This is a genomic window from Actinocrispum sp. NPDC049592, assembly GCF_040675465.1.
Lineage (GTDB): Bacteria > Actinomycetota > Actinomycetes > Mycobacteriales > Pseudonocardiaceae > Kibdelosporangium.
The window spans coordinates 15,014-37,830 of the sequence record NZ_JBFAPA010000011.1 but is presented as its reverse complement, the minus strand read 5'-3'; the positions used below and the strand labels follow the sequence as shown (position 1 = coordinate 37,830).

Genomic DNA, 22,817 nt, shown 5'->3' with positions numbered 1-22,817 from the left:
GGAAGCGCCCCTGGTTCTGCTCGGGGATCACCCTGACAGGAGCGCCTCCGCGAGCCGCGCGGTGAACCATTTCTCGGCTTTGCCGTAGGACCAGCCGAAGTCGGTGACCACCCGGTGCCACGAGTCATGGCCGAGGAAGAAGGTGACGGTGTCCTCGCCCTCGGCCAGGCTGCCGCGCAGAACGCCCAGGTCACGCAGCCGCGCGGCGACTTTCCGGGCGCTGGAACGAAACCAGCGCTCCGACTCGGCGGCGATCGCCGCCACGGTCTCGTCGAACGCGGCGTTCACCCTGATGATCGAGAACAGGTCCGCGTTGCGCTCGGCGCTGTATCTGGTCGCCGCGACGGCCAACCGGAGCACCTCACGCGGATCCCGCGCGTGACGCAACGACTCCACGAACCCGCCCAGCGTGCTGTCGGCCGCGCTCGTGCGGGCCAGCTCCTCGAGCAAGCGCTGTTTACCGCCAACGCTGGTGTAGATCGTGGCCGTGGCGACCCGGGCCGCCTTCGCGATGTCCCCGATCGTCGTTGCGGCATAACCCTTCTCGGCGAAGAGCCGGCGCGCGGCGGCCAGGATCGCCTGCTGGGTCCCGGCCGCGGCCTCCGCCCTGCGTGGCGAGTTGTAGACGCTCATAGTGCCACTCTGTTCATTAGAGAGCTATTCTGATGAATATGGACGTCATTGTAGTAGGTGCCGGACCGGTTGGCCTGTGGCTGGCCTCGGAGCTGCAGCTGGCCGGCGTGTCCACGGTGGTGCTGGAGCGCGCGGCCGAGCGCAGCCCCCACACCAAGGCGCTGGGGATGCACGTGCGCACGCTGGAAGTGCTCGCCATGCGGGGTGCGCTGGACGAACTGCTGGCTGCGGGGATCCCGGTCCCGGCCTGGCACTTCGGCCTGCTCGACCGGCGGGTCAGCTTCGCGGGCCTGGACACCCCGTACCCCTTCATGCTGGCCATCCCGCAGTTGATCACTGAGGAGCTGTTGGAGAAACGCGCACTCGCGCTGGGCGTTCGGATCCTCCGCGAGCACGAGGTGACCGGGATATCCCAGGACCAGGACTCGGTGCGGGTGACGGTCAACTCGGAAACCGTGCTGACCGCGGCGTATGTCGTGGGCTGCGACGGAGCCGGGAGCACGGTCCGCAAGGCAGCCGGAATCGAGTTCCCTGGCACTGCCAGCACCGCGTGGGGCTACCTCGCGGACGTCACCCTCGCCGACCCGCCGCAAGGCCCGTACACGCGGCACACACCGCAGGGCGCGCTGATCGTCGCGCCGCTCCCGGGTGGCCTGCACCGTGTCACCGGCTTCGACCCGACCAGTGCGGACCGCACCGAGCTGACCTTGGCGGACGTGCGCGCAAGCGCTTTCGCGGTCGCTGGAACGGACTTCGGCATGCGGGACCCGGTGTGGCTGTCCAGGTTCGGCAACGCGGCCCGCCTCGCCTCGGCCTATCGCAACGGTCGTGTCCTGCTCGCCGGGGACGCGGCCCACATGCACATGCCCACCGGTGGCCTGGGGCTCAACGTGGGCATCCAGGACGCCATGAACCTGGGCTGGAAGCTCGCCGCGGTCGCCCAGAACCGTTCCCCCGCGACCCTGCTCGATACGTACCACGCTGAACGCCATGCCGTCGGCTCCTGGCTCGTGGAGAATGCCCAAGCCCAGACCGCACTGCTGACGAACTACACCCCGGAAACCCAGGCCCTGCGGGCAACCCTGTCCACGCTGATCGACCGCAACCCCGCCCTGGAACACGACCTGGCCATGCAACTCTCCGGCCTCGACGTCTCCTACCCAGCCAACGAAGGCGCGCACCCCCTTGTCGGTACCCGGGCGCCTGACCTGGACGGCGAACTCTTCGCCAGCATGCACGACGGCCGCCCGCTCCGGGTAACCACTGCCGACAAGCCGTATACCGATGGCATGCACGTTGTATACATGTCGCATACCAGGCCGGAGTGGACGGACGTGGCCACCGCCGAGATCCGCCCCGACGGCTACATCGCCGAGGTGGCCACGAAATAGCAGATGGCGGGTGCCCGGCCGGGCACCCGCCATCTGCTTGTCAGCTCAGCACTTGGTCTTGTAGAAGAACTCCGCCTTGTTGGTCATGTCGTCCTTGGTCAGGGCGACCAGCGGTGCGGAGATGTTGCGCTGCACGGACTTGCCCTCGATGGCGTTCACGGCCTGCTCGACGCCGACCTTGCCGATGGTGGCCGGGTCCTGGGCGATCAGGGCCTGGAACGCGCCGTTCTTCAGCCCCTCCACCTCGGACGGGCTGGCGTCGAACCCGACCAGCTGCACCTGGCCGACCTTGCCCGCGCTGCGCAGGCCGGTGGCCGCGCCCTCACCGGTGTTCAGGTTGGTGGCGAACACACCGATCAGGTCCGGGGTGCTGGAGATCGCGGCGGTGACCTTCTGGGCGGCCACAGCGGGCTCGTTGTCGGTGAACTGGATGCCGATGGACTTGAGGTTCGGCGCGGCGGTCTTGAGCTCCTCCTCGAACCCCTTGGCGCGCGCGGCGGTCGTCGACGTGCCGGCCTTGGTGTCCAGCACCAGCACCGATCCGGTCTTGCCGCTGGTCAGCTTGGCGATGGTCTGGGCCGCGAGCTTGCCGCCCTGGGTGTTGTCCGAGGAGATCGAGGAGGCGGCCACGCTGGTGTCCTGCAGCGCGGTGTCCACCTCGATGATCTTGACGCCCATGTCCTTGATGGTCTTCATCTGCGGCGCCATGGTCTTGTCGTCGGTCGGAGCGATCAGCAGTGCGGCCGGTTTCTTGGCGCCGAGGGCGGTCACGATCGGGCCCTGCAGGGTCGGGTCGAACTTGTCCGGCGCCTGGGTGTTGAGCGTGTAGCCGGCCGACTTCGCGGCCGCCTCGGCACCGCACTGCATGGAGATGTAGAACGGCTCGTTCTTCACCCCGACGACAAGTTCCAGGTTCTTGTTGCCCGAAGCGGCGCCGCCGCCGGAAGATTGCGACGACGGTGCCGCGTTGTTCTCGCCGATCTTGCCGCCGCACGCGGTGAGCAACGCCCCCGCCGCCAGCACAGCCCCCGTCAGGATGAGCGTCCTCGTTGACACTTTTACCTCCGACTACCGTTTGTTTTGGGCTCGCCTGCGGTGCTGGTCGAACCACACGGCCGCGACCAGGACCGCTCCGACGGCGATCATCTGCCAGTACGGCTGAACACCGATGATGTTGAACCCCTTCTGCAGCACCGCGGGGATGAACACCCCGATGACGGTGCCCAGAATGGTGCCGAGCCCGCCGAACAAACTCGTGCCGCCCATCACCACGGCGGCGATCGCGTTCAAGTTATCCGTTGTGTGCCCGGAGATCGTGGTCGACTGGAAGTAGGCCAGCGACATGAAACCCGCGATACCGGCCAGGAACCCGGTGAGCAGGTAGACGAACGTCAGGTGACGGGTCACGCCGATACCGGCCCGGCGCGCGGCCTCGGCGTTGGAGCCGATCGCGAACGTGTACCGGCCGAACCTGGTGGTGTGCAGGATGAACCCGAAGATCACCGTGATGATCGCGGCCACCACGACCAGGTTCGGGATGTTGCCCTCCAGCGTGCCGAAGCCCAGGCTGTCCCGCAGTTCCAACGGAACCGTCCGCACGTTCGTGCCGTCGTTCAACAGGCTCGCCACACCGAGTGCGGCACCCAGCGTGCCCAGGGTGACGATCAGCGGCGGAATGTGCGCCCTGGCAATGAGAAGCCCGTTCAGCAGACCCCACACCGAACCGCCGAGGATCGCCACGACGAGTCCGACGAGGATGGTGCCCCAGCCCGCGTTGCTCGCGTCCTGGCCCGGGCTCATCCACTCCATCGTCTTGGCGGAGATCATTCCCGCGAAGATCAGCACCGAGCCCACTGACAGGTCGATGCCGCCGGTGATGATCACGAACGTCATCCCGACCGCGATCACCAGCAGCACGGCCGTCTCGATGAACAGCTGCTGGAAGTTGAAGAACGTGAGGAACGAGTCCGGTGCCAGGATGCTGAACACGACGATCAGCGCCAGCAGCACCAGCGCGATCCAGAACGTGTTGGCGGACAACAGCCTTGTCGTGAAGCTACGCCGCTCGACGGTCGGCAGAGTGTCCACAGTGGTGCTCACGCGGCGTCCTCCTGCGTCAGTGCCCCGGTCATCGCGCCGACCAGGTCCTCGAGCGTGGCGTCGGCCGCGGTGAACCGGGCCACCCGGCGGCCGAGGCGCAGTACCTCGACCCGGTCGGACACCGACAGCACCTCGGGCATGTTGTGGCTGATCAGCACGACGGCCATGCCCTCGTCACGGACCCGCCGGATCACGTCCAGCACCTTTTCCCGTTGCACCACACCCAAAGCGGCGGTGGGCTCGTCCATGAAGACGACCTTGCTGGCCCACACGACCGATCGCGCGACGGCGACGCTCTGCCGCTGTCCACCGGACAACGAGCCGATGGGGACGTCGATGCTCTGCAGTGTCACGCCGAGCCGGGTGAACTCCTCCGCGGCCTGCCGGCGCATCTCGGCCTTGTCCAGCACGCCCAACGCGCCCAACAGGCCCTTGCGCCGGATTTCCCTGCCCAGGAACAGGTTCGCGGCCGGGTCCAGGTCCGGCGCGACGGCCAGGTCCTGGTACACGGTCTCGATGCCCAGCCGGCGGGCGGTCACCGGGGAGTCCAAGGTGACCTGCCGGCCGTCGATCGTTATCGTGCCCGAGTCCGGGATCTCGGCCCCGGACAGGCACTTGACCAAAGTGGACTTACCCGCGCCGTTGTCGCCGATGAGGGCGACCACCTCACCCGAGCCGACCTCGAACGAGGCGCCGCGCAGAGCTTCGACCGAGCCGTAGTGCTTGACGATGTTCTGCGCTTGGAGAACAGCTGTCATTGCGGAACCTCCGGCGGCAGGCAACGGATCGCGGTGACATCACCGTCCACTGTAGCCGGTCCAGCCGCATAGGGGAGTACGTATGTATCGCCTTTATGCAAAGGAAATTGTCCACTTTCGGACTTCAGCGATCCAGAACCCTCAAGCGCCACAACGATGGAGAACGACGGCTCCAGCTCGGCGCCACCGCGGACGCGCTGCGCGCGGAAGAAGGCGGCGGCGTCCTTGCCCAGCAGGTCGGTGACCGGCAAGGCATCCTCGGCGTGCCGGACGATCGAGCCCAGCCGGGCGGCGTCCCAGCCGGACCGGTCCACGCAGTCCAGCACGACGTCGTAGCCGAAGCCGAGGTGGCCACCGGCCTCGTCGGCCAGGAAGTCCTTCCACTCCAACGTGACCGACAGGTCGGTCGGCTGCTGGAGCTCGACAATGAACACACCCGCGCCGATGGCGTGCGGCAGCCCGGCGGGAACGAAGACGGTGTCACCGGGCCGGACGGAGACCTGGTTCAGCGCACCGAGCATGGCCGCGGTGTCCTGTTCGGCCACCCAGTCGGCGACCGTGGCGGCGGAGAGGTCCTCCTTGAAGCCGATGTGGACGTCGCCGCCGTCCGCGGGCGTGCCAACGATGATCCACGCCTCGGTCTTGCCGTAGTGCGAGTTCATGTGCGCCCGCGCGAAGTCGTTGGACGGGTGGCAGTGCACCGGCAGGCGCTGGCCCGCGTCCAGAAGCTTCACCAGCACAGCGGGATCCGCGCCGAAGTACGTCGAATGTGCCTTGCCCAGCCAGTTCTCCGGGGACACCCGCACGGCGTCGCGCAGCCACTGGCCGTCGTCCAGCCGGGTCAGGCCCTCGGTGGGCTGCCCGTATCTGGTCGTGGTCGAGCCGACCCAGTCCTCCGGCCCGTGGTCGAGCCGCGCGTTCCCGGCGCCGCGCAGCGCCACGATCGCCTCGCCGCCGGCGTAGAACTGGTGCGGCTGGTTGGCCGGCAGCCACACAGGAGTGGTCCCTGCGGCGGCGTCTGGGCTGTTCAAGGGCGTACCTCTCCTGATCCCCGGGGAATGATGCTGGCCGGCAGCACGATCCTGCGCGGCGGTGACGTGTCGCCCTCCATGCGGGCGAACAACAGCTCGGCCGCGGCCCGGCCCATCGCGGCGATGTCGTGCGCGAGCACGGTCACCGGCGGGTCGAGCAGGTCGGCCAGCTCGAAGTCGTCGAACCCGGCCAGCGCCGGGCGTCTGTCCAGCGTGGACAGCGCACGCAGGACCATGATGGTGATCCGGTTGTTCCCGGTGATCAGTGCGGTCGCCCCGGCGGCCAGCAGTCTGTCCACAGCGGACTTGACGCCCGCGTCGGTGTGCGGGCCCATCACGACAAGGCTTTCGTCGAACCGGATCCCGGCCCGGGCGCAGCCCTCCCGGAACCCGCGCAGCCGCTCGCTCGCGGTGAAGATGTCCGGTGCGTCGCCCAGGAACGCCAGCCGGGAGTGGCCGTGCTCGACCAGATGTCCCACCATGGCAGCGGTTCCGCCGAGGTTGTCCACGAGAACGGTGTCGGCGACCACATCCCCGGCGGGGCGGTCGACGAACACCACGGGCGTGCCCGCGCGCATCTCCGGCACGAGGTACCCGTGCTGCATCCCGGCAGGCACAACAATGAGCCCGTCCACCCGCCGTGAGCAGAACTCCAGCGCCAGCTCGCGTTCCCTGGCAGGGTCCTCCGCGGACGAGCCGGTGAGCACCTGCCGCCCGTACTGCCGGGCGACCTCTTCCACCGCGCGCGTGAGCACTGAGTAGAACGGGTTCCCGACATCCTCGAGGACGAGGCCGATAGTCCCGGTCGACATGCCGCGGCGCAGGTTGCGAGCGCCGAGGTTGCGGCGGAAGCCGAGCTGTTCGATCGCGGCCAGCACGCGCTCCGCGGTGTCGGGGTGGACACCGGGCTCGTCATTGACCACCCTGGACACGGTTTTGATGCTCACGCCGGCCAGCCGGGCGACGTCGCTCATGGTCGCGCGGCGGACCTTGCGGGCACTGGGTTCCGACAACGTTGTCATGGTGCGGCGAGTGTCACATCGGGCCGACCGCATGTCAACGGGTGTACCCGGCGAAACCGGTCACGTCGTCACCCGATCTGGACCTGTTACTGCGTTCGGCGTACGTTTGCTGTTCACGATCAAGCGATTGAACCGGCCAAGGGTTGACGAATCTCGCGACGCTCCGCATTGTGGCCGACACGAACGGTTGACAGCGACAAGGTTGTCAGTCAATCCGCGTGGAGGCGAATCTCGGAGATGTCCCGCAGCAGACGGCTCGCAATCCTGCTGGCGTTGGGGCTGGTGACAGGCCTGGCCACGGCCGCGCCGGCGACGGCAGCACAAGACGATCTCGCACAGTTCGTGAACCCCTACATCGGCACCAAACCGGGTGGCCCGGACCACGGCACCGGCGGCGGCGCCGGGAACACGTTCCCGGGCGCGGACGTGCCGTTCGGCATGGTCCAGTGGAGCCCGGACACGGTGACCCAGCAGCACGGCGGCTACTTCTACGACGACACCAGGCTGAAGGGCTTCAGCCTGACCCACCTGTCCGGCGCCGGTTGCTCGACCTACCAGGACATCCCGTTCATGCCCTTCGCCGGTCAGGTGACCACGTCCCCGGCGACGGATCCGGGCCGGTACATCGCGGGATTCAACCGTGCCAACGAATCGGCGACACCGGGCGCGTACTCGGTGACGTTGAACTCGGGGGCTCGCGTTGACCTGTCGGTGACCCAGCGGACCGGGATCGGGCGGTTCACCTTCCCGGCCGGGCCGGCGACCTTGCTGGTCAACACGTCCGGCTCGATCGCGGGCACGGACGACGCCGAGGTCACCATCGGCACGAACACGATCTCCGGCTGGGCCACCAGCGGCAGGTTCTGCGGCGCCGACCACCGCTACCGCGTCTACTTCACCGCTCAGTTCGACCGGCCGTTCGAGTCGATCGGCACCTGGAAGAACGGGACCGTCACCCCCGGCCGGTCGACGGAACGCGGCGGTTCACCGGCCAAAGTGGACGTTTCCAAGACGACCGCCAAGGCAGCGAACCGACAGGACACCACCGTATCCGGGCCCGGCTCGGGCGGGTTCGTCACGTTCGACACCTTCGAGTCGGACACTGTGAACGTACGGGTCGGTCTGTCCTTTGTGTCCATCGACGGCGCGGCCAAGAACCTCAAGGCCGAGAGCGGAACCAAGACCCTGGAGCAGATCCGGGACGCGGCCCGCATGGCCTGGAACACCCGACTGAACACGATCAAGGTCAAGGGCGGCACGCCGGACCAGCTGACCACCTTCTACACCGCGCTCTATCACTCGTTGTTGCAGCCCAACGTGTTCTCCGATGCCGACGGCCGCTATCCGGGCTTCGACGGCCGGATACACACCGCGGACAAGGGGCACGCGGTCTACACCAACTTCTCCGGCTGGGACATCTACCGGTCGGAGGCCCAGCTACTGGCGTTGATAGCCCCCAAGGAGACCTCGGACATCGCCCGGTCGATGATCGCCTTCGCCGAACAGGGCGGTTCCTGGGACCGCTGGACGGTCGCCAACGGCTACACCGGCGTGATGAACGGCGACCCCTACCACATCATCGTCTCGACCGCGTATGCCTTCGGCGCCAAGGACTTCGACGCCTCGAAGGCGCTCCTGCTGATGCTTCGCGGTGCCACACAACCGACTCAGGGCTACCAGGAGCGGCCGGGGCTCGACGACTACCAGAAGCTCGGCTACATCCCGATGGGTGCGCCCGATGTCTGGGGTCCGGCGGCGACCACACTGGAGTACACCAGCGCCGACTTCGCGATCTCCGAACTGGCCCGGCGGCTCGGTGACACCGCCACCTGGAGCACGTTCACCAAACGCGCCCAGAACTGGCAGAACCTCTACAACCCGGCGACGGGTTATCTCCAGCCGCGCAACCGGGACGGCTCGTTCCTGCGCCCGTTCAACCCGGCCTCGGGTGACGGTTTCGTTGAAGGTAACGGGGCTCAGTACACCTGGATGGTGCCGTACAACCCGCGTGGTCTGTTCAATGCCCTGGGCGGCAATGCGACTGTGGTGAGCAGACTGGACACGTTCTTCAGTCAGCTCAACGCCGGTCCGGCGCAGCCGTTCGCGTTCATGGGCAACGAGCCCAACTCGAACGTTCCGTGGCTCTACAACTACGCGGGCGCGCCTGCCAAGACCCAAGCGGTGACAAGGAGAGTGCTGGACGAGCTGTACAGCCCGCATCCCGATGGCCTGGTGGGTAACGACGATCTCGGCCAGATGTCGGCTTGGTACGTGTGGGCGGCGATGGGGCTGTACCCGATGATCCCCGGCCGGTCCGAACTCGTCCTCAATGGACCATCGTTCTCGCAGGTCGTGATCACCCGGCCGAACGCAACCCTGACGCTCAACGCGACCGGCGCGGGGCAGTACATCAGCGGGTTGTCGTTCAACGGCAAGGCTTCGACCCGGACCTGGCTGCCGGAGTCCTTTGTGGAGAAAGGCGGCACGGTCGACTTCGCGATGTCGTCCAGTCCGTCGGCCTGGGGCAGTGGGCCGGGTGACGCGCCGCCTTCGTTCCGGGACGGTGAGGTCGGCCAGCGCGGGTACGTCGACCCCAGTCGTGTGATCATCCCCCCTGGCACAACGGGTTTCGTCGAGATCGGCGCGCAGGACTTCTCCGGCAACGGCGCCAAGGTGCAGTGGACCGCTCCACCGCCGGTCGGCCTGTCGGTGATCCCGGGCGGCGGTGAGATCGACGTGCCGCCGGGTGCGAAGGCGAGCCGGTCGGTCGCTGTGCGCGTCGAGCCGGACACGCCCGAGGCCACGTACAAGATCGTCGTGAACTTCGCGGGCCTGGAACCGGCCGTCCTGCAGGTCCTGGTGACGCAGCCCGGCAGCCTGCGGTCGGCGTTCAACAACGTCGGCATCTCGCCGGACAACGCCATGTCCGTGGCGAACTTCGACAACGTGGGGTTCAGCTACTCGGCGAACGCGTTGTCCAACGCGGGGGTCAAGCCAGGCAGCAAGATCACAGTGGACGGTCTGGTGCACACCTGGCCGATCACCGAGGTCGGCGAACCGGACAACGTGATCGCGTCCGGGCAGACGGTGAACCTCACCGCACCGGCCGGAGCGACCAAGCTGGCGTTGCTGGGCAGCGCCGCCAACGGCAGCGCCTCCGGCACGCTCACGATCACTTACACAGACGGCACAACACAATCGGCGCAGGTCGGGTTCTCCGACTGGACGCTCGGCGGCGGTGGGCAGCAGCCGTCGTTCAACAACCGGATCGCTGCTACGTCAAGCTATCGGAACTCGACGAACGGGACGACACAAGGCCTTGCGACGTACGTGTTCGCGACCGAACCGATCACAGTGGACGGCACGAAGACGATCAGGAGCGTCACGTTGCCGCTCTCTGTGACCGGAGGAAGCCTGCATGTGTTCGCTGTGACAGCGGGATAGCCCGAATGGTCTAACCAATAGGCTGATATTTGTATCGAGTCGACCGTGCGGCGTCCTTTCCGGGCGCCGCACGGGTTATCTTTCCCGGCATGACATCTGTTGGGGGAGATGCGATCGTCGTCTCCGACATACGCAAGAGCTACGGAGACCTGAAAGCGGTCGACGGGGTGTCGTTCACCGTGGCCGAGGGCGAGTTCTTCGGCATCCTCGGGCCGAACGGCGCGGGCAAGACCACCACGCTGGAGATCATCGAAGGACTGCGCGAGGCCGATTCGGGCACGGTCACGCTGCTGGGCGAGAACCCGTGGCCGCGCAAGGTCGCGCTGCTGCCGCGGATCGGCGTGCAGCTGCAGGCTTCGGCGTTCTTCGAGAAGCTGACCGCACGCGAGCAGCTGGAGACGTTCGCGTCGCTGTACGGCGTGAAGTCCAAGATCATCGACGACATGCTGGAGATCGTCGGCCTGGCCGACAAGGCGAACACCCGTGAGGACAAGCTGTCCGGCGGCCAGCGCCAGCGGCTGTCCATCGCGTGCGCGCTGGTGCACGACCCGGACGTGGTGTTCCTGGACGAGCCGACCGCGGCGCTGGACCCGCAGGCGCGCCGCAACCTCTGGGACGTGCTGCGCGCGATCCAGGACCGCGGCAAGACGATCGTCTACACCACGCACTACCTCGACGAGGCCGAGATCCTCTGCGACCGCGTGGCGATCATGGACCACGGCACGATCCTGGCGATGGACACACCCGCGGCCCTGGTGCGCGGCCTGGACGCGCCGACGCGGATCATCCTCGAGCACGGTGTGTTGCCCGCCGACGAGGTCCGTTCCTTTGTGGGCGTGGACGAAGTCGTCGACGACGAGTCCACTTTGACCATCTCCACCCGCAAGCCGGCGCCGGTCCTCGGCGCGCTGGCCGAGCGCGGCACGTTGGACGGGCTGCAGGTCCGTACCGCCACCCTGGAAGACGTCTTCCTCGACCTGACCGGACGGGAGTACCGCGCATGAGCGCCTTCAAGAGCCTGTCGTCCGCGATGGGCAAGGGTTTCGTGCGGGACAAGGCCGCGCTGTTCTTCGTCTTCCTGATGCCACTGATGTTCCTGGTGATCTTCGGGCTGCTGTTCAAGGACTCGGGCAGCGACAAGATCAAGGTCGGGGTGGTCGGGGACGGCCCGGTCGTCCAGGCGCTGCAACAGATCCCGGTCGTCGAGGCGCAGAAGTTCGGCTCCTACGACGAGGCCGTGCAGAAGGTCAAGGACGGCGACATCCCGGGCATCGTCTACCAGGACGGCACCAAGGTTCAGCTGCGGTTCGCCGCCAGCGACCAGACCCAGTCCGGGATCATCCAGGGCCTGGTCTCCGGCGTGGTCGACAAGACCAACATCGCCGTGACCGGCCAGCCACCCCGGTTCTCCTACGACGCCGAGCAGGTCGAGGACTCGTCGCTGAGCGCGATCCAGTACCTCACCCCGGGCATCCTGTCGTGGGCGGTGGCGTCCGCGGGCGTGTTCGGCACCGGAGTGTCCTTTGTGGCCTGGCGCAAGAAGAAGGTGCTGCTGCGCCTCCGGCTGGCCCCGGTGTCCCCGATGACCGTGCTGACATCCAGGATCACCGTGACCCTGGGGATCGCGATCGCGCAGGCGATCCTGTTCATCGGCATCGCCACGCTGCCGGCGTTCGGCCTGAAGCTCACCGGCACCTGGCCACTGGCGATCCCGGTGTTCATCCTCGGCATGCTGGCGTTCTTCGCGATCGGCCTGCTGGTCGGCGCGTTCGCCAAGACCGAGGAGGCGGCCACCGGCGCGGCTCAGATCGTGATCCTGCCGATGGCCTTCCTGTCCGGCACGTTCTTCCCGATCGACCGCGCACCCGGCTGGCTGCGGACGGTGTCGGAGATCTTCCCATTGCGGCACATGAACGACGGCATGCAGGACTTCCTGGTGCGGGGCAAGGGCGTCGAGGCGCTGCTGCTGCCCGGCGGCATCCTGCTCGGGTTCACCGTGGTGGTCGGGTTCATCGCCACCAGGCTGTTCCGCTGGGACGACCGTTAGCCTCTGTTGGGCACCAGCTTCTTCAGGTGCAGCGGCAGCGTCAGCACGAAGCTGACGATCGCCACGATGATCGCGCCGAGGAAGCCGGCCCAGAACCCGGTCACCTCGAAGGGCAGCTCAAGCTCCTGGGCTGCCCACCCGGTGAACCAGAACAGCAGGCCGTTCACCACGAACCCGATCAGCCCGAAGGTCAGGATGTAGACAACACACCCCGCCACCTTCACGATCGGCTTCAGGATCGTGTTGACGATGCCGAACAGCAACGCCACCCCGATCAACGTGCCGATCCGCGCCGCGGCCGACCCCGTCAGCAGATTGATCCCCGGCAGAATCGTCGCTACCCACACAGCAACCGCCGTGGCAAGCACTCGATACAGGAATTCCACGCGGCCACCCTCTCACGAAAGCCCACTGTGGACCCCACAGACGCGCGGCGAGCATCCCGGCCTCACTCACAGCAGGTGATCGGGCGAGCCCTCAAGCCACCCCGCAGTTCATCTGCCGGGAGTCAGTCCCCGGTCTTGCCGTCGATGCGTTCCCTGATCAGGTCGGCGTGCCCGTTGTGGCGCGCGTACTCCTCGATCATGTGGATCAGCACCCACCGCACGGACATGGTCCCGCGCACCTTCTCCTCAATGGTGTCCTCAAGGGACACGCCCGCCATGGCCTTGCGGGCCTGCTCGACCATGTCCAGCAGCCGCGCGTAGTCCTCCTCGGCGGTGGCCGCCGAAGCCTCCGAGAAGTCCGTGTCCCCATCGGTCGTCCAGAACAGGAACGGCGAGTCCTGACCCTGGATCCGCCGCAGGAACCAGGTGCGCTCGACGTCGGTCATGTGCCGGATCAGCCCCAGCAGCGACATGTCCGATGGCGGTGTTGACTGGGTTGCCAGCTGAGCGCCCGTCAGGCCGGCGCATTTCCACAGGAGGGTGGCTCGGTGGTACTCGAGCCAGCCGAGCAGCATCGCCCGTTCGTCGCCGAGGCAGGGCTCGGTGGGGCGGTCGATCTCAGGTGCGGTCCACGACATCCGCGGAGCATCCCAGTCAGTCGGTGAAATCGCCGACCGATTTACGCACGCGGGCCAGCAGTTCCGACAGCTGCTTGGTCTGCCTGCCCGTCAGTCCGCGCAGGCCGAAGTCGATCTCGGTCACCGCCTCGGTCGCCGCCGCGCGCCGTTCCCGGCCCGCTTCGGTGATCTCGGTCAGCGTCGTGCGGCGGTCGGTTGGGTGTGGTGTTCGTTTCACCAGGCCGTCGGCTTCGAGGCGGTCCACGATGTTGGTCACGCTGGTGGGGTGCAGCTGGAGGCGTTCGCCCATCACGCGCATCGGGAGGCTGCCGCGCTTGGAGAACGACAGCAGCACCAGGGCCTCGTACCGCGCGAACGTCAGGCCGTGTGGCCGTAGCGCGGTGTCCACGGCGGACTGGATGATCTGCTGCACGCGCATCACGCTGGTGACCGCCGCCATGGTGTCCGACGGGCCGATGCGCTCCTCCCACAGCTCGGCTGCGCGGGCAATCGGGTCGAACGGCAACGGGCGTGACGTCATGGCGCAAAAAGCTACCAGGGAGTACACCTGGGGCGACCATTTCGAAGGGAGACGCCCGGTGCTCATCGCGTTCAGTGTCAGCCCGCTCGGGGGTGAGTCGGACAGCGTGGCCGAGTCGGTCGCCGACGCTGTCCGGGTCGTGCGCGAGTCCGGCCTGCCCAACCGCACGTCGGCCATGTTCACCGAGGTCGAGGGCGAGTGGGACGAGGTCATGGACGTCGTCAGACGCGCGGTGGAAGCTGTCCAGCAGAGCGCTCCGCGGGTGAGCCTGGTGCTGAAGGCCGACATCCGGCCGGGGCACACCGACCAGATGAACGCCAAAGTCGAGCGGCTGGAGTCCTACCTTGACCAGTAGCCGGACCATGTGGGTGCTGTTCGAGACCTACCACGACGTCACGTACTTCACGCCCGAGTCGCGCGCGGCCACCGACGAGCTGGGCTGCAAAGGCGGCTGGATGGGGTACTTCGGCATGCGCGCCGCCCCGCTCGGCGCCGTCTCGCCGGAGCTGGTCATCTCGACCTTCTACAACTTCCACCCGCGGATGGTCCGGCGCGCGATCCCGGACGCCTGGGAGGTCGCCCCGCCGGACAAGTTCCTCGAGATCCGGCTGCTCGGCGCGTCGCGGGCGCTCAAGCGGATGCTCGGTGACGCGTTGAACGACATCGACGAGGCCGCTGAGCTGGCTGTCGAGGCCGCGTCGGCCGCACCGATCGCGGGCCGTCCGCTGGGTGCCGCGAACGCCGCGTTGCCCGTGCCGAACGAGCCGCATCTCGCGTTGTGGCAGGCCGCGACCACACTGCGGGAATCCCGCGGCGACGGGCACGTCGCCACGCTGGTCAACGCCGAACTGGACCCGGTCGAGACGCTGGTGCTGTTCGCCGCGGACCGCGGCCTGGAGTTCAGCTACATGCAGCTGGCGCGCGGCTGGTCGCCCGAGGAGTGGGACGCGGCCGTCCACCGTCTGACCGGACGCGGCCTGCTCACCGACGGTGTGATCAGCGACGCAGGCGTTTCGCTCAGAGCTGACATCGAGGCGAAAACGGACTCGCTCGCCTCCGCGCCCTGGGACGCATTGGGCCCGGACAAGGCGTCCCGGCTGGCCGAACTGCTCATGCCACTCGTGCTCACGCTGGCCGACAGCAACGAGGCGATGCGGTCGAACCCGATGGCGTTGAACGTGCGCAAAGCCCTCGCCGGGCAGTTGTAACTAGGATGGGTGCGTGACACGGCCAGATCCACGTCAGACAGCCGCGATGTCCGCGGCCCTGTCCGGTGCTGTCGACCTCTCCGCCCTCAAGGCCAGGGCCGACGCCGCGCGGCAGGCACCCAGCACGCCCACCAGCAGTGCCGCCGCCGCACCGGCCGCCGGCCAGGGCAACTTCGTGTTCGACGTCACCGAGGCGACCTTCCAGGCCGACGTGGTCGAACGTTCGCTGCAGGTCCCCGTCGTGGTCGACCTGTGGGCCGAGTGGTGCGGCCCGTGCAAGCAGCTTTCCCCCGTGCTCGAACGCCTGGCGAACGCCGGCAACGGCGCCTGGGTGCTGGCGAAGGTGGACGTCGACGCGAACCCCCGGATCGCCCAGCTCTTCGGTGTCCAGTCGATCCCGACCGTGGTCGCGATCGCCGGCGGCCAGCCGGTCGACGCGTTCACCGGCGCCCAGCCCGAGCCGCAGATCCGCCAGTGGATCGGTGCGCTGCTGGACGCGCTGCGCGACCGGCTGCCCGGCATCCAGGAGGCCGAGGCGGGCGGCGGTGGCGAGCCGGCCGAGGAGTACGAGGAGCCCGTCGACCCCCGGTTCGCCGAGGCCGAGGACGCCTTCGAGGCCGGTGACTTCGCCGCCGCCGAACAGGCCTACCAGCAGATCCTCGCCGCCGAGCCGGGCAACGAGGACGCCAAGGCCGCCCTGGCCCAGGTCAAGTTCACCGCCCGCACCGAGGCCATCGACCCCAGCGCGGTCTCCAAGGCCGACGCCAACCCCTCGGACCTCGACGCCCAGCTGGCGGCCGCGGACCTCGAAGTGGCCCAGCAGCAGGTCGACCAGGCTTTCGCGCGCCTGATCGCCAGCGTGCGCAGCACCGCCGGCGACGACCGCGACAAGGTCCGGTCCCACCTGGTCGAACTCTTCGGCCTCTTCCCCGCCGACGACCCCCGCGTCGCCAAGGCCCGCCGCGACCTCGCGTCAGCCCTCTTCTAGAAAGCCCTTCTCGTGAGTGGTTGTACTGGTTCTCGCCAGCGCAACCACTCACGAGGGTCAGTCGCTGCGGGAGTGTTCTCCAAACGCTTTCAAGATGCCGGTGACAGCTTCGGCCTGCTTTGTGGCGACATGCTCCTCCACGACTGCAGGTCATCGAGGCGTCGAAGAACCCTTCGGCGATCGACGATGACACTTATCGCGCGATCCGGGAGGAGGCCATTCAGGCCTCCACGAGTTTCATCGAATGCGCTCGGGGTGAGCTGGCTATTGCTCAGGTGAATCGGGCGGTGCATTCCTTGGCGTTGTTGTGGCCGATGCGGAATGCCTCCACGCGGGCGAACCCGGCTTTCACGGGGGTGCCGTTGATGTCGGCGGCGATGAGGGACTTGCCCATCAGCATCTCGGCGACGGCCTCGTCGAGGTCGCCGGGAGAGATGCGGAGGGTGTTGTTGCCGGAGCCCTTCTCCTCGGCGACGCGGGCCCAGGCGCCGACCAGGCACGCGGTGCGCAGGCCCGCGCGTTCGTCGTCGAGGTTCATGCCCACGGTCTTCTGCACCGCGAGGGTGTAGCGGGAGGCGAGCTCGGCGAACGCCGCGAAGTCGCCGATGCCCACGCCGTCCAGGCCCGGTTCCTCCCCTCGGCGGGGTGGTGTGCCGAGTTTGACCAGCGCTGCTTTGTCGAACACGACGGTGTTGTCGTCCGGGCAGTAGGCGACGGGGGTGGTCGACTTGCCGGACGCGCACTTCGAACCGTTGTCCTTGAACGACGGCGGGTTGATGTTGCTGGTCTTGAAGGCCTCGTCCAGGCTGCTCTTGATCTTGCCGATGGTGGTGTCGTTGATGTCGATGTTGCCGCGCTGGGTGTCCTTCTCGACGAACTTCTCCTCGGCGATCCGGCCGTCGATCTCCTTCTGGTCCATCCGCGCGCACCGGGTGGGGCCGCCGCTGAACCCGGCCTGGAACCCGTACACCCGGTCCCACGCCAGGCCGTGCGCGCCCTGCTTGTTCGCGTCGGTGCCGGCCGGGTCGCGGATGAAGAACATGGTGGCCAGCACCTTGTTGATGCCCTCACCGGTGGAGATCTGGAACCGCTTGGACTTGCCGTCGGCGATCCACCGGAAGAACGCGCCCGCGTAGCAGTCCGCCTGCTGTTCCTTGACGATCGTCTTGGTGGCCTGGGTGATGTTGCTCTTGCCGCCCAGCTTGAACTGCACTGCGTGCCCGGTCTCGTGCGCCAGCACGGTGACCACGGACATCTTGCCGAACTGCTTGGTCAGCTCGGGCAACAGCACACCGCGGTCCCACGCGATGCTGTCGTCCAGGCTGCAGTAGAACGCGTTCACCAGGCCCTTGGTGTCGGTCTGGCACAGCTTCAGCGACTTGCCCTTGGAGTCGTAGGACACCAGGCGGGACAACGGCGTGAACTTCTGGCCCTCGAAGTCCGCGGGCATCTGCTCGTTCCAGTACTCGTACAGGTCGGCCACCGCGGCCAGGGCGAGCTGGTCCATCTCGCCGCCGTCGCCGTTCTCCACCTGCAGGCCGGAATCCGGCGCGCCCGCCTTGAGCCCGGTCTGCACCTGGGATTCGTCGGTGACCGGCAGGCCGGCAACGGACCCGGCGTCGATCTCGCCCTCCGCCTTGGGCGTCCCGGTCACCGCCTTCCCGCACCCGCACACCATCGCCACCACCGCGACAAGTGCGACCAGCACTCGCCGTGTCTCGCGTGCCCGCATTGATCCCTCGTCCCCAACCGGTCCCTACCGACGCCTGGCACCCTACTGCGAACGGCCGACACCCGTACCGGAAACCGGGGGTATCGCGTGACGAACCTGACTCTGGTTCCTGACCTGGGCGGACGTTAGTGTTCCCGATGTAACTGGGGCGAGTTTCTTTTTGGGGGGAAATCATGAGGGTGACTCCTGCGCGCGCTGCCGGCCTGATCGTGCTGGCGGCGGCGGGAGCGATGCTGGCCGGTCTGCCCGGTGCGGCGGTCAGCGGCGGTGCACCAGTGCCGGACGGCACGTACGGGTTCATCGCGAAGGTCGAGGTCGGGACGGTGCACGGCTGCAGCGGCGCGCTGGTCGCGCCGCAGTGGGTGATCACGTCCGGCACGTGCTTCCCGGAGAACGCCGGGGTCGCGGGTACGCCGAAAGTGGCGGCGAAGGCCACGGTGAGCGGGCAGTCGGTGTCCATTGTGGACTTGCTGTTCCGGTCGGACCGGAACGTGGCGCTGGCCAAGCTGGCGAAGCCGGTCGCCGGGGTCACGCCGGTCGCGCCCGGCACGACGGCGCCCGCGAACAACGAACTGTTGCGGGTGGCCGGTTACGGCCGCACGAACGCCGACTGGGTACCCGACAAACCGCACAGCGCAACGGTTTCCGTGCAGAGCAGCACGGACACGACGATGGCGGTCATCGGCAACCCGCAGCCCGCGGCGATCACGTGTCAGGGCGACGCCGGCGGCCCGGCGCTGCGCGAACGGGACGGCACGGTCCAGCTCGTCGCGATCCACCACTCGTCCTGGCAGACAGGGTGTCTGGGGTCCACTGAGACCCGCCAGGGCGGCGTGGAGACCCGGGTGGACAACATCGCCGACTGGATCGGCCAGCACACCCGTGGCGACGCCTACACCGCTTTGCCTGCCATGAAACGGATCCTGGACACCCGCACCGAGCTCGGCGGGCACAACAAGGCACTGACCGGCGGCGAGTCCGTCGACATCGCCGTGCCGGACCTGCCCAAGGGCGCCAGCGCGGTCGCGGTGGACCTGATCGGCACGGAAGCCACCGCGTCGACGTACCTGACCGCGTACGGCGACGAGGCAAAGGGGTCCACCCTCAACCTCGCCCCCGGCCGCGCGGCCGCGGTGATGGCGATCGTCCCGGTCGGCGTGGACGGCAAGATCCGGGTCCGCAACAACTCCGGCTCGGTCCACGCGATCGTGGACTTCCTCGGCTACTACAGCGCCTCCGGCGAGTCGACCTACCAGCCGAAGGACAAGCCCGACCTGATCCTGGACACCCGCACGAGCCTCGGCGGGCACCAGCGTCCGGTCAACGGCGGTGAGGTCGTGACGCTGCCCATCCGCGGCGTGGCCGGGGTGCCGTCGAACGCGGTCGCGGTGGCGGTGAACATCACCGGCACGGAGTCCACCATGGAGAACTTCTTCACCGTGTTCGCCCAGGGCTCGCCCGCGCTGTCCTCGCTGAACCTGGTCAAGGGCGAGGACCGGGCGACCCAGTCGCTGGTGCGGATCGGTGACGACGGCCAGATCCGGGTCTCGCTCAACGCCGGCCAGGCGCACCTGCTGGTGTCGGTGGTGGGGTACTTCGTGCCCGGTGACGGCGGCAGCCGGTTCCAGGTCCTGCCGGCCACGAACCGCTTCTACGACAGCCGGGTGACCGCGCAGCACGGGTTCGGTCCCGGTGAGATCAGGACGGTGACCGTGCCGGGCCTGCCCGCGCAGGCGACCGCGGTTGCGCTCGGTGTCGTGGGCATCGCGCCGACCGGCAACACGTTCCTGACCCTGTGGAACCCGGGCATCGCCTACTCCGGCGCGATCCCGTCCACGATCAACATCACCAAGGGCGAGGACACCGCGAACGCGGCCACCGTCCGCCTCGACTCGCAGGCCCGCATCAACATCCGCAACGCGGGCAACGCGATCGACGCCCTGACCGACCTCCAGGGCTACTACACCCGCTGACAAGCGCCTGCCCCGGCAGACCAGTCTGCCGGGGCAGGCACATCAGCCGAGTTTGCAGGCGGGGAAGCCGCCGACGGCGCCGACCCGGAAGTCGGAGACGCGTTCGAAGCCGGTCTCCGGGGCGTCGCCCTTGAGGTCACGGGCCGCGTAGTCGTAGCGCAGCAACACCTGTACGGCCTCGTCGAGGTCACCGGGGGACAGGCGGTAGCCGTCGTCCTTGTTCAGCAGCTGACCGCTGTACGCGCCCGCCACGCACAACACGGCCTTCTGCGCGTCACGGCCGGTCAGGGGCTTGTTCAACGCGGCCAGGACGCCAAGGCCGTAGCGGCTGGAGATGATCGTCCCGGTCGACCAGTCGCCGATCTCCTTGTGGATCTCGGCCAGCTGCCCGCCGGACTCCACGTCCACCTCGTCGCTGTCCTGGCAGAACGCGACCGGACCCTGGTCGCCGGAACCGCACTCGGGCTCCGAGGTGACCTCCTTGAGCTTGGGCTGCTTCCACTGCTTGCCCAGCTTGGTGACCTGTTGCTGCAGGTAGGGGTTGATGTCCTCGTCGATGCCCTTGAGCGTCTCGGCCAGGCTGATGTTGCCGCCGGTGGCCTTGTCCTGCTGGGACTCGAAGCCCTTCTGGGTGAACTCGCGGTTGTCCACGCTCATCTTGGCGCAGAGCGAGGCGCCCTTCTCGAAGCCGTCCTGGAACGCCGAGACCCGGTCGAACGCGTCACCGTGCGCACCCTGGGCGCCCGCCGTGGTGCCGACGGGGTCGCGGAACACGACCATGGCCTCCAGCGCCGGGTCCAGTGCGGTCCGTTCGACCTGCAGCCGGGCCGCCTTGCCCTCGGTCACCCAGCGCACGAACGAACCCGCGTAGCAGTCCGCCTGCGCCTCCAGCAGGATCGTCGGGTACTTCTGCGGGTTGGCCCGCTCGGCCTGCGGGGTGATCCCGGCCCGCCGCTGCACCGCGTGCCCCATCTCGTGGGCCAGCACGAGCATCACCGACGCCTCGCCGAAGTTCTCCTTGAGCAGCGGCAGCAAGGCCGCGCGGTCCCAGGCGATGGCGTCCGCGCTCGGGCAGTAGAACGCGTTGCCCTCCACGTCCGACGCCTGGTCGGTGCACGGCGGCGCGGGCGCCTTGGGGCTCTTGGTGTCCACCGAGTAGTAGCCGCCGCGCAGCGGTTCCCACGCCTTGTTGTCGAAGGTGGCCGGGAATGTGTCCATCCAGTACTTCTCGACGTCCTTGACGACCGTCCCAGCGAGTTTGTCGATCTCACCCCCGTCGGTGTTGTTGATGAACGACGGGTCGACGTCACCGCCCTGGTTGCGGTTGATCACCCCGCCGGCCGCCACTGGCACACCCACAACGGTGGTAGTGCAGGCGGAGGCGAGCAGGGCGACACCAACGGCGAGGATGGCGAACACAGAGGACCGGGCCACCCGAACAGTGTGCCTGGTCGGCTTGTCGGCTGGGGGTAAGTGCATGCGCTTCGCTGATATATCGGCCCGAAAGTGCAGGTCAGACACTGAACCGGTCAATTGCCCTGATTTTGTTGGTGGCGTCCAGCGCGGCGACCTTGTACGCCTCGGACAGCGTGGGGTAGTTGAACACCGCGTCGACCAGGTAGTCGATCGTGCCGCCGCAGCCCATCACCGCCTGGCCGATGTGCACCAGATCGGTCGCGCCGGTGCCGAACACGTGCACACCCAGCACCTTCCGGTCCGTTGTGGACACCAGGAGCTTGAGCATGCCGTACGAGTCACCGGCGATCTGGCCGCGCGCGAGCTCGCGGTAACGCGCGGTGCCGGTCTCGTACGGAACGGCCGACGTGGTCAGTTCCGCCTCGGTGGCGCCGCAGTAGGAGATCTCCGGGATCGTGTAGATCCCGATGGGCTGCAACGCGCTCAGCTCGTGCACCGGCTCCTCGAACGCGTGGTACGCGGCCAGCCGGCCCTGGTCCATCGAGGTCGCCGCCAGCGCGGGGAACCCGATCACGTCGCCGACCGCGTAGATGTGCTCGACCGGGGTGCGGTAGTGCGGGTCCACCGTCAGGCGGCCGCGGTGGTCGGCGGCCAGCCCGGCCTTCTCCAGGTCCAGCGACGCGGTCATGCCCTGACGCCCGGCCGAGTACATCACCGCCTCGGCGGGGATCCGCTTGCCACTGGCCAAAGTGGTCACCGTGGCGTGGTCGTTCACGGCCACGTCCACGACCTTCTCGCCGAACCGGAAGGTGACCGCCAGGTCGCGCAGGTGGAACTTGAGCGACTCGACGATCTCCGGGTCGCAGAACTCCAGCATCCGTTCCCGCTGCTCCACCACGGTCACCCGGGTGCCGAGCGCGGCGAACATGGACGCGTACTCGATGCCGATCACGCCCGCGCCGACCACCACCAGCGAGGCGGGAACGTGCTCCAGCGCCAGGATCTCGTCCGAGTCGAGCACCCGCTTGGCGTCGAAGTCGACCTCGCTGGGCCGCGCCGGGCTGGTGCCGGTGGCGATCACGATGAACCGGCCGGTGATCGTGGTGCGCGCCCGGCCCTCGACGGCGATGGTGTGCGGGTCGACGAACCGGCCGAGCCCGTCGACCAGTTCGACGTGGTTGCGCATCAGCTGCGCGCGGACGATCTCCACCTCGCGGCCGATCACGTGCTGTGTCCGGGCCAGCAGATCGGCGACGGTTATGTCCTGTTTGACGCGGTAACTCGCGCCGTACAGCTCGCGCTGGTTCATGCCGGTCAGGTAGAGCACCGCTTCGCGCAGTGTTTTCGACGGAATGGTCCCCGTGTTCACGCAGACCCCGCCGACCATGTCATGGCGGTCCACGACCGCGACGTGTTTGCCCAGCTTGGCCGCGGCGATCGCGGCCTTCTGCCCACCGGGGCCGGAGCCCAGGACGATCAGGTCGTAGTCGTACTCGCTCACGCCCTACAGCCTGCCTCATCGAACCCGGA

At 67.9% G+C, this 22,817-nt stretch carries 20 protein-coding genes; 8 read left to right on the top strand and 12 right to left on the bottom strand.

Annotation, left to right across the window (positions count from 1 at the left end; genetic code table 11):
• Positions 1-27: 27 nt before the first annotated feature.
• Positions 28-633 (bottom strand): helix-turn-helix domain-containing protein, encoded by a 606-nt coding sequence (locus AB0J95_RS26250; RefSeq protein ID WP_364762965.1) that lies wholly within the window; start codon positions 631-633, stop codon positions 28-30.
• 38 nt (positions 634-671) lie between these two features.
• Between AB0J95_RS26250 and AB0J95_RS26245 the strand changes: the two genes are divergently transcribed.
• Positions 672-2,024 carry an FAD-dependent monooxygenase gene (locus AB0J95_RS26245; protein WP_364762962.1) on the top strand — a complete coding sequence of 451 codons (1,353 nt, stop codon included), beginning with the start codon at positions 672-674 and terminating at the stop codon, positions 2,022-2,024.
• A gap of 45 nt (positions 2,025-2,069) precedes the next feature.
• Here AB0J95_RS26245 and AB0J95_RS26240 read toward each other — a convergent pair whose 3' ends face one another.
• Genes AB0J95_RS26240 through AB0J95_RS26220 form a run of 5 tightly spaced genes read right to left on the bottom strand, consistent with a single transcriptional unit; the run spans position 2,070 to position 6,887 of the window.
• Positions 2,070-3,080 (bottom strand): ABC transporter substrate-binding protein, encoded by a 1,011-nt coding sequence (locus tag AB0J95_RS26240; RefSeq protein WP_364762959.1) that lies wholly within the window; start codon positions 3,078-3,080, stop codon positions 2,070-2,072.
• 12 nt (positions 3,081-3,092) lie between these two features.
• A complete protein-coding gene (locus tag AB0J95_RS26235) occupies positions 3,093-4,124 on the bottom strand; it encodes an ABC transporter permease (protein WP_364762957.1) in 1,032 nt (343 codons plus the stop codon).
• Entirely contained in the window at positions 4,121-4,882 is a 762-nt protein-coding gene (locus AB0J95_RS26230; RefSeq protein WP_364762954.1) for an ATP-binding cassette domain-containing protein, read from the bottom strand. The genes AB0J95_RS26235 and AB0J95_RS26230 overlap by 4 nt, the downstream gene beginning before the upstream one ends.
• Positions 4,879-5,913 (bottom strand): class I mannose-6-phosphate isomerase, encoded by a 1,035-nt coding sequence (locus AB0J95_RS26225; RefSeq protein WP_364762951.1) that lies wholly within the window; start codon positions 5,911-5,913, stop codon positions 4,879-4,881. The genes AB0J95_RS26230 and AB0J95_RS26225 overlap by 4 nt, the downstream gene beginning before the upstream one ends.
• Positions 5,910-6,887: a LacI family DNA-binding transcriptional regulator gene (locus tag AB0J95_RS26220; RefSeq protein ID WP_364763767.1), complete on the bottom strand. Its 978-nt coding sequence runs from the start codon at positions 6,885-6,887 to the stop codon at positions 5,910-5,912. Before AB0J95_RS26220 ends, AB0J95_RS26225 begins: the two co-directional genes overlap by 4 nt.
• Before the next feature lie 285 nt (positions 6,888-7,172).
• Between AB0J95_RS26220 and AB0J95_RS26215 the strand changes: the two genes are divergently transcribed.
• The 3 genes from AB0J95_RS26215 to AB0J95_RS26205 all read left to right on the top strand — a co-directional run bounded on the left by AB0J95_RS26215 (position 7,173) and on the right by AB0J95_RS26205 (position 12,426).
• The gene (locus AB0J95_RS26215) at positions 7,173-10,379 is read left to right on the top strand and encodes a GH92 family glycosyl hydrolase (RefSeq protein ID WP_364762948.1); all 3,207 of its coding nucleotides are present in this window, start codon (positions 7,173-7,175) and stop codon (positions 10,377-10,379) included.
• Between the two features lie 89 nt (positions 10,380-10,468).
• On the top strand, positions 10,469-11,383 hold the full coding sequence (locus tag AB0J95_RS26210; protein ID WP_364762945.1) for an ABC transporter ATP-binding protein: 915 nt from the start codon (positions 10,469-10,471) through the stop codon (positions 11,381-11,383).
• Positions 11,380-12,426: an ABC transporter permease gene (locus AB0J95_RS26205; RefSeq protein WP_364762942.1), complete on the top strand. Its 1,047-nt coding sequence runs from the start codon at positions 11,380-11,382 to the stop codon at positions 12,424-12,426. Before AB0J95_RS26210 ends, AB0J95_RS26205 begins: the two co-directional genes overlap by 4 nt.
• Here AB0J95_RS26205 and AB0J95_RS26200 read toward each other — a convergent pair.
• The 3 genes from AB0J95_RS26200 to AB0J95_RS26190 form a co-directional block, all read right to left on the bottom strand.
• Positions 12,423-12,812, bottom strand: coding sequence for a phage holin family protein (locus AB0J95_RS26200; protein WP_364762940.1), 390 nt, complete (start codon positions 12,810-12,812; stop codon positions 12,423-12,425). The genes AB0J95_RS26205 and AB0J95_RS26200 overlap by 4 nt on opposite strands.
• Before the next feature lie 122 nt (positions 12,813-12,934).
• On the bottom strand, positions 12,935-13,450 hold the full coding sequence (locus AB0J95_RS26195; RefSeq protein ID WP_364762937.1) for a DinB family protein: 516 nt from the start codon (positions 13,448-13,450) through the stop codon (positions 12,935-12,937).
• Positions 13,451-13,466: 16 nt separating this feature from the next.
• The gene (locus AB0J95_RS26190) at positions 13,467-13,970 is read right to left on the bottom strand and encodes a MarR family transcriptional regulator (RefSeq protein WP_364762934.1); all 504 of its coding nucleotides are present in this window, start codon (positions 13,968-13,970) and stop codon (positions 13,467-13,469) included.
• Positions 13,971-14,028: 58 nt separating this feature from the next.
• Between AB0J95_RS26190 and AB0J95_RS26185 the strand changes: the two genes are divergently transcribed.
• The 3 genes from AB0J95_RS26185 to AB0J95_RS26175 are packed head-to-tail and all read left to right on the top strand — an operon-like array spanning position 14,029 to position 16,166.
• Positions 14,029-14,325, top strand: coding sequence for an MTH1187 family thiamine-binding protein (locus tag AB0J95_RS26185; protein WP_364763764.1), 297 nt, complete (start codon positions 14,029-14,031; stop codon positions 14,323-14,325).
• Entirely contained in the window at positions 14,315-15,178 is an 864-nt protein-coding gene (locus AB0J95_RS26180; protein WP_364762931.1) for a hypothetical protein, read from the top strand. The genes AB0J95_RS26185 and AB0J95_RS26180 overlap by 11 nt, the downstream gene beginning before the upstream one ends.
• Positions 15,179-15,224: 46 nt before the next feature.
• On the top strand, positions 15,225-16,166 hold the full coding sequence (locus AB0J95_RS26175; RefSeq protein WP_364763761.1) for a tetratricopeptide repeat protein: 942 nt from the start codon (positions 15,225-15,227) through the stop codon (positions 16,164-16,166).
• A 271-nt stretch (positions 16,167-16,437) separates the two neighbouring features.
• On the opposite strand, the gene AB0J95_RS26170 is transcribed toward AB0J95_RS26175, so the two are convergent.
• A complete protein-coding gene (locus AB0J95_RS26170; RefSeq protein WP_364762928.1) occupies positions 16,438-17,898 on the bottom strand; it encodes a neutral zinc metallopeptidase in 1,461 nt (486 codons plus the stop codon).
• A gap of 173 nt (positions 17,899-18,071) precedes the next feature.
• Between AB0J95_RS26170 and AB0J95_RS26165 the strand changes: the two genes are divergently transcribed.
• On the top strand, positions 18,072-19,871 hold the full coding sequence (locus AB0J95_RS26165) for a S1 family peptidase (protein WP_364762925.1): 1,800 nt from the start codon (positions 18,072-18,074) through the stop codon (positions 19,869-19,871).
• 42 nt (positions 19,872-19,913) lie between these two features.
• On the opposite strand, the gene AB0J95_RS26160 is transcribed toward AB0J95_RS26165, so the two are convergent.
• A complete protein-coding gene (locus AB0J95_RS26160) occupies positions 19,914-21,305 on the bottom strand; it encodes a neutral zinc metallopeptidase (protein ID WP_364762922.1) in 1,392 nt (463 codons plus the stop codon).
• Between the two features lie 79 nt (positions 21,306-21,384).
• Entirely contained in the window at positions 21,385-22,788 is a 1,404-nt protein-coding gene (gene sthA / locus AB0J95_RS26155) for a Si-specific NAD(P)(+) transhydrogenase (protein WP_364762919.1), read from the bottom strand.
• Positions 22,789-22,817 lie beyond the last annotated feature (29 nt).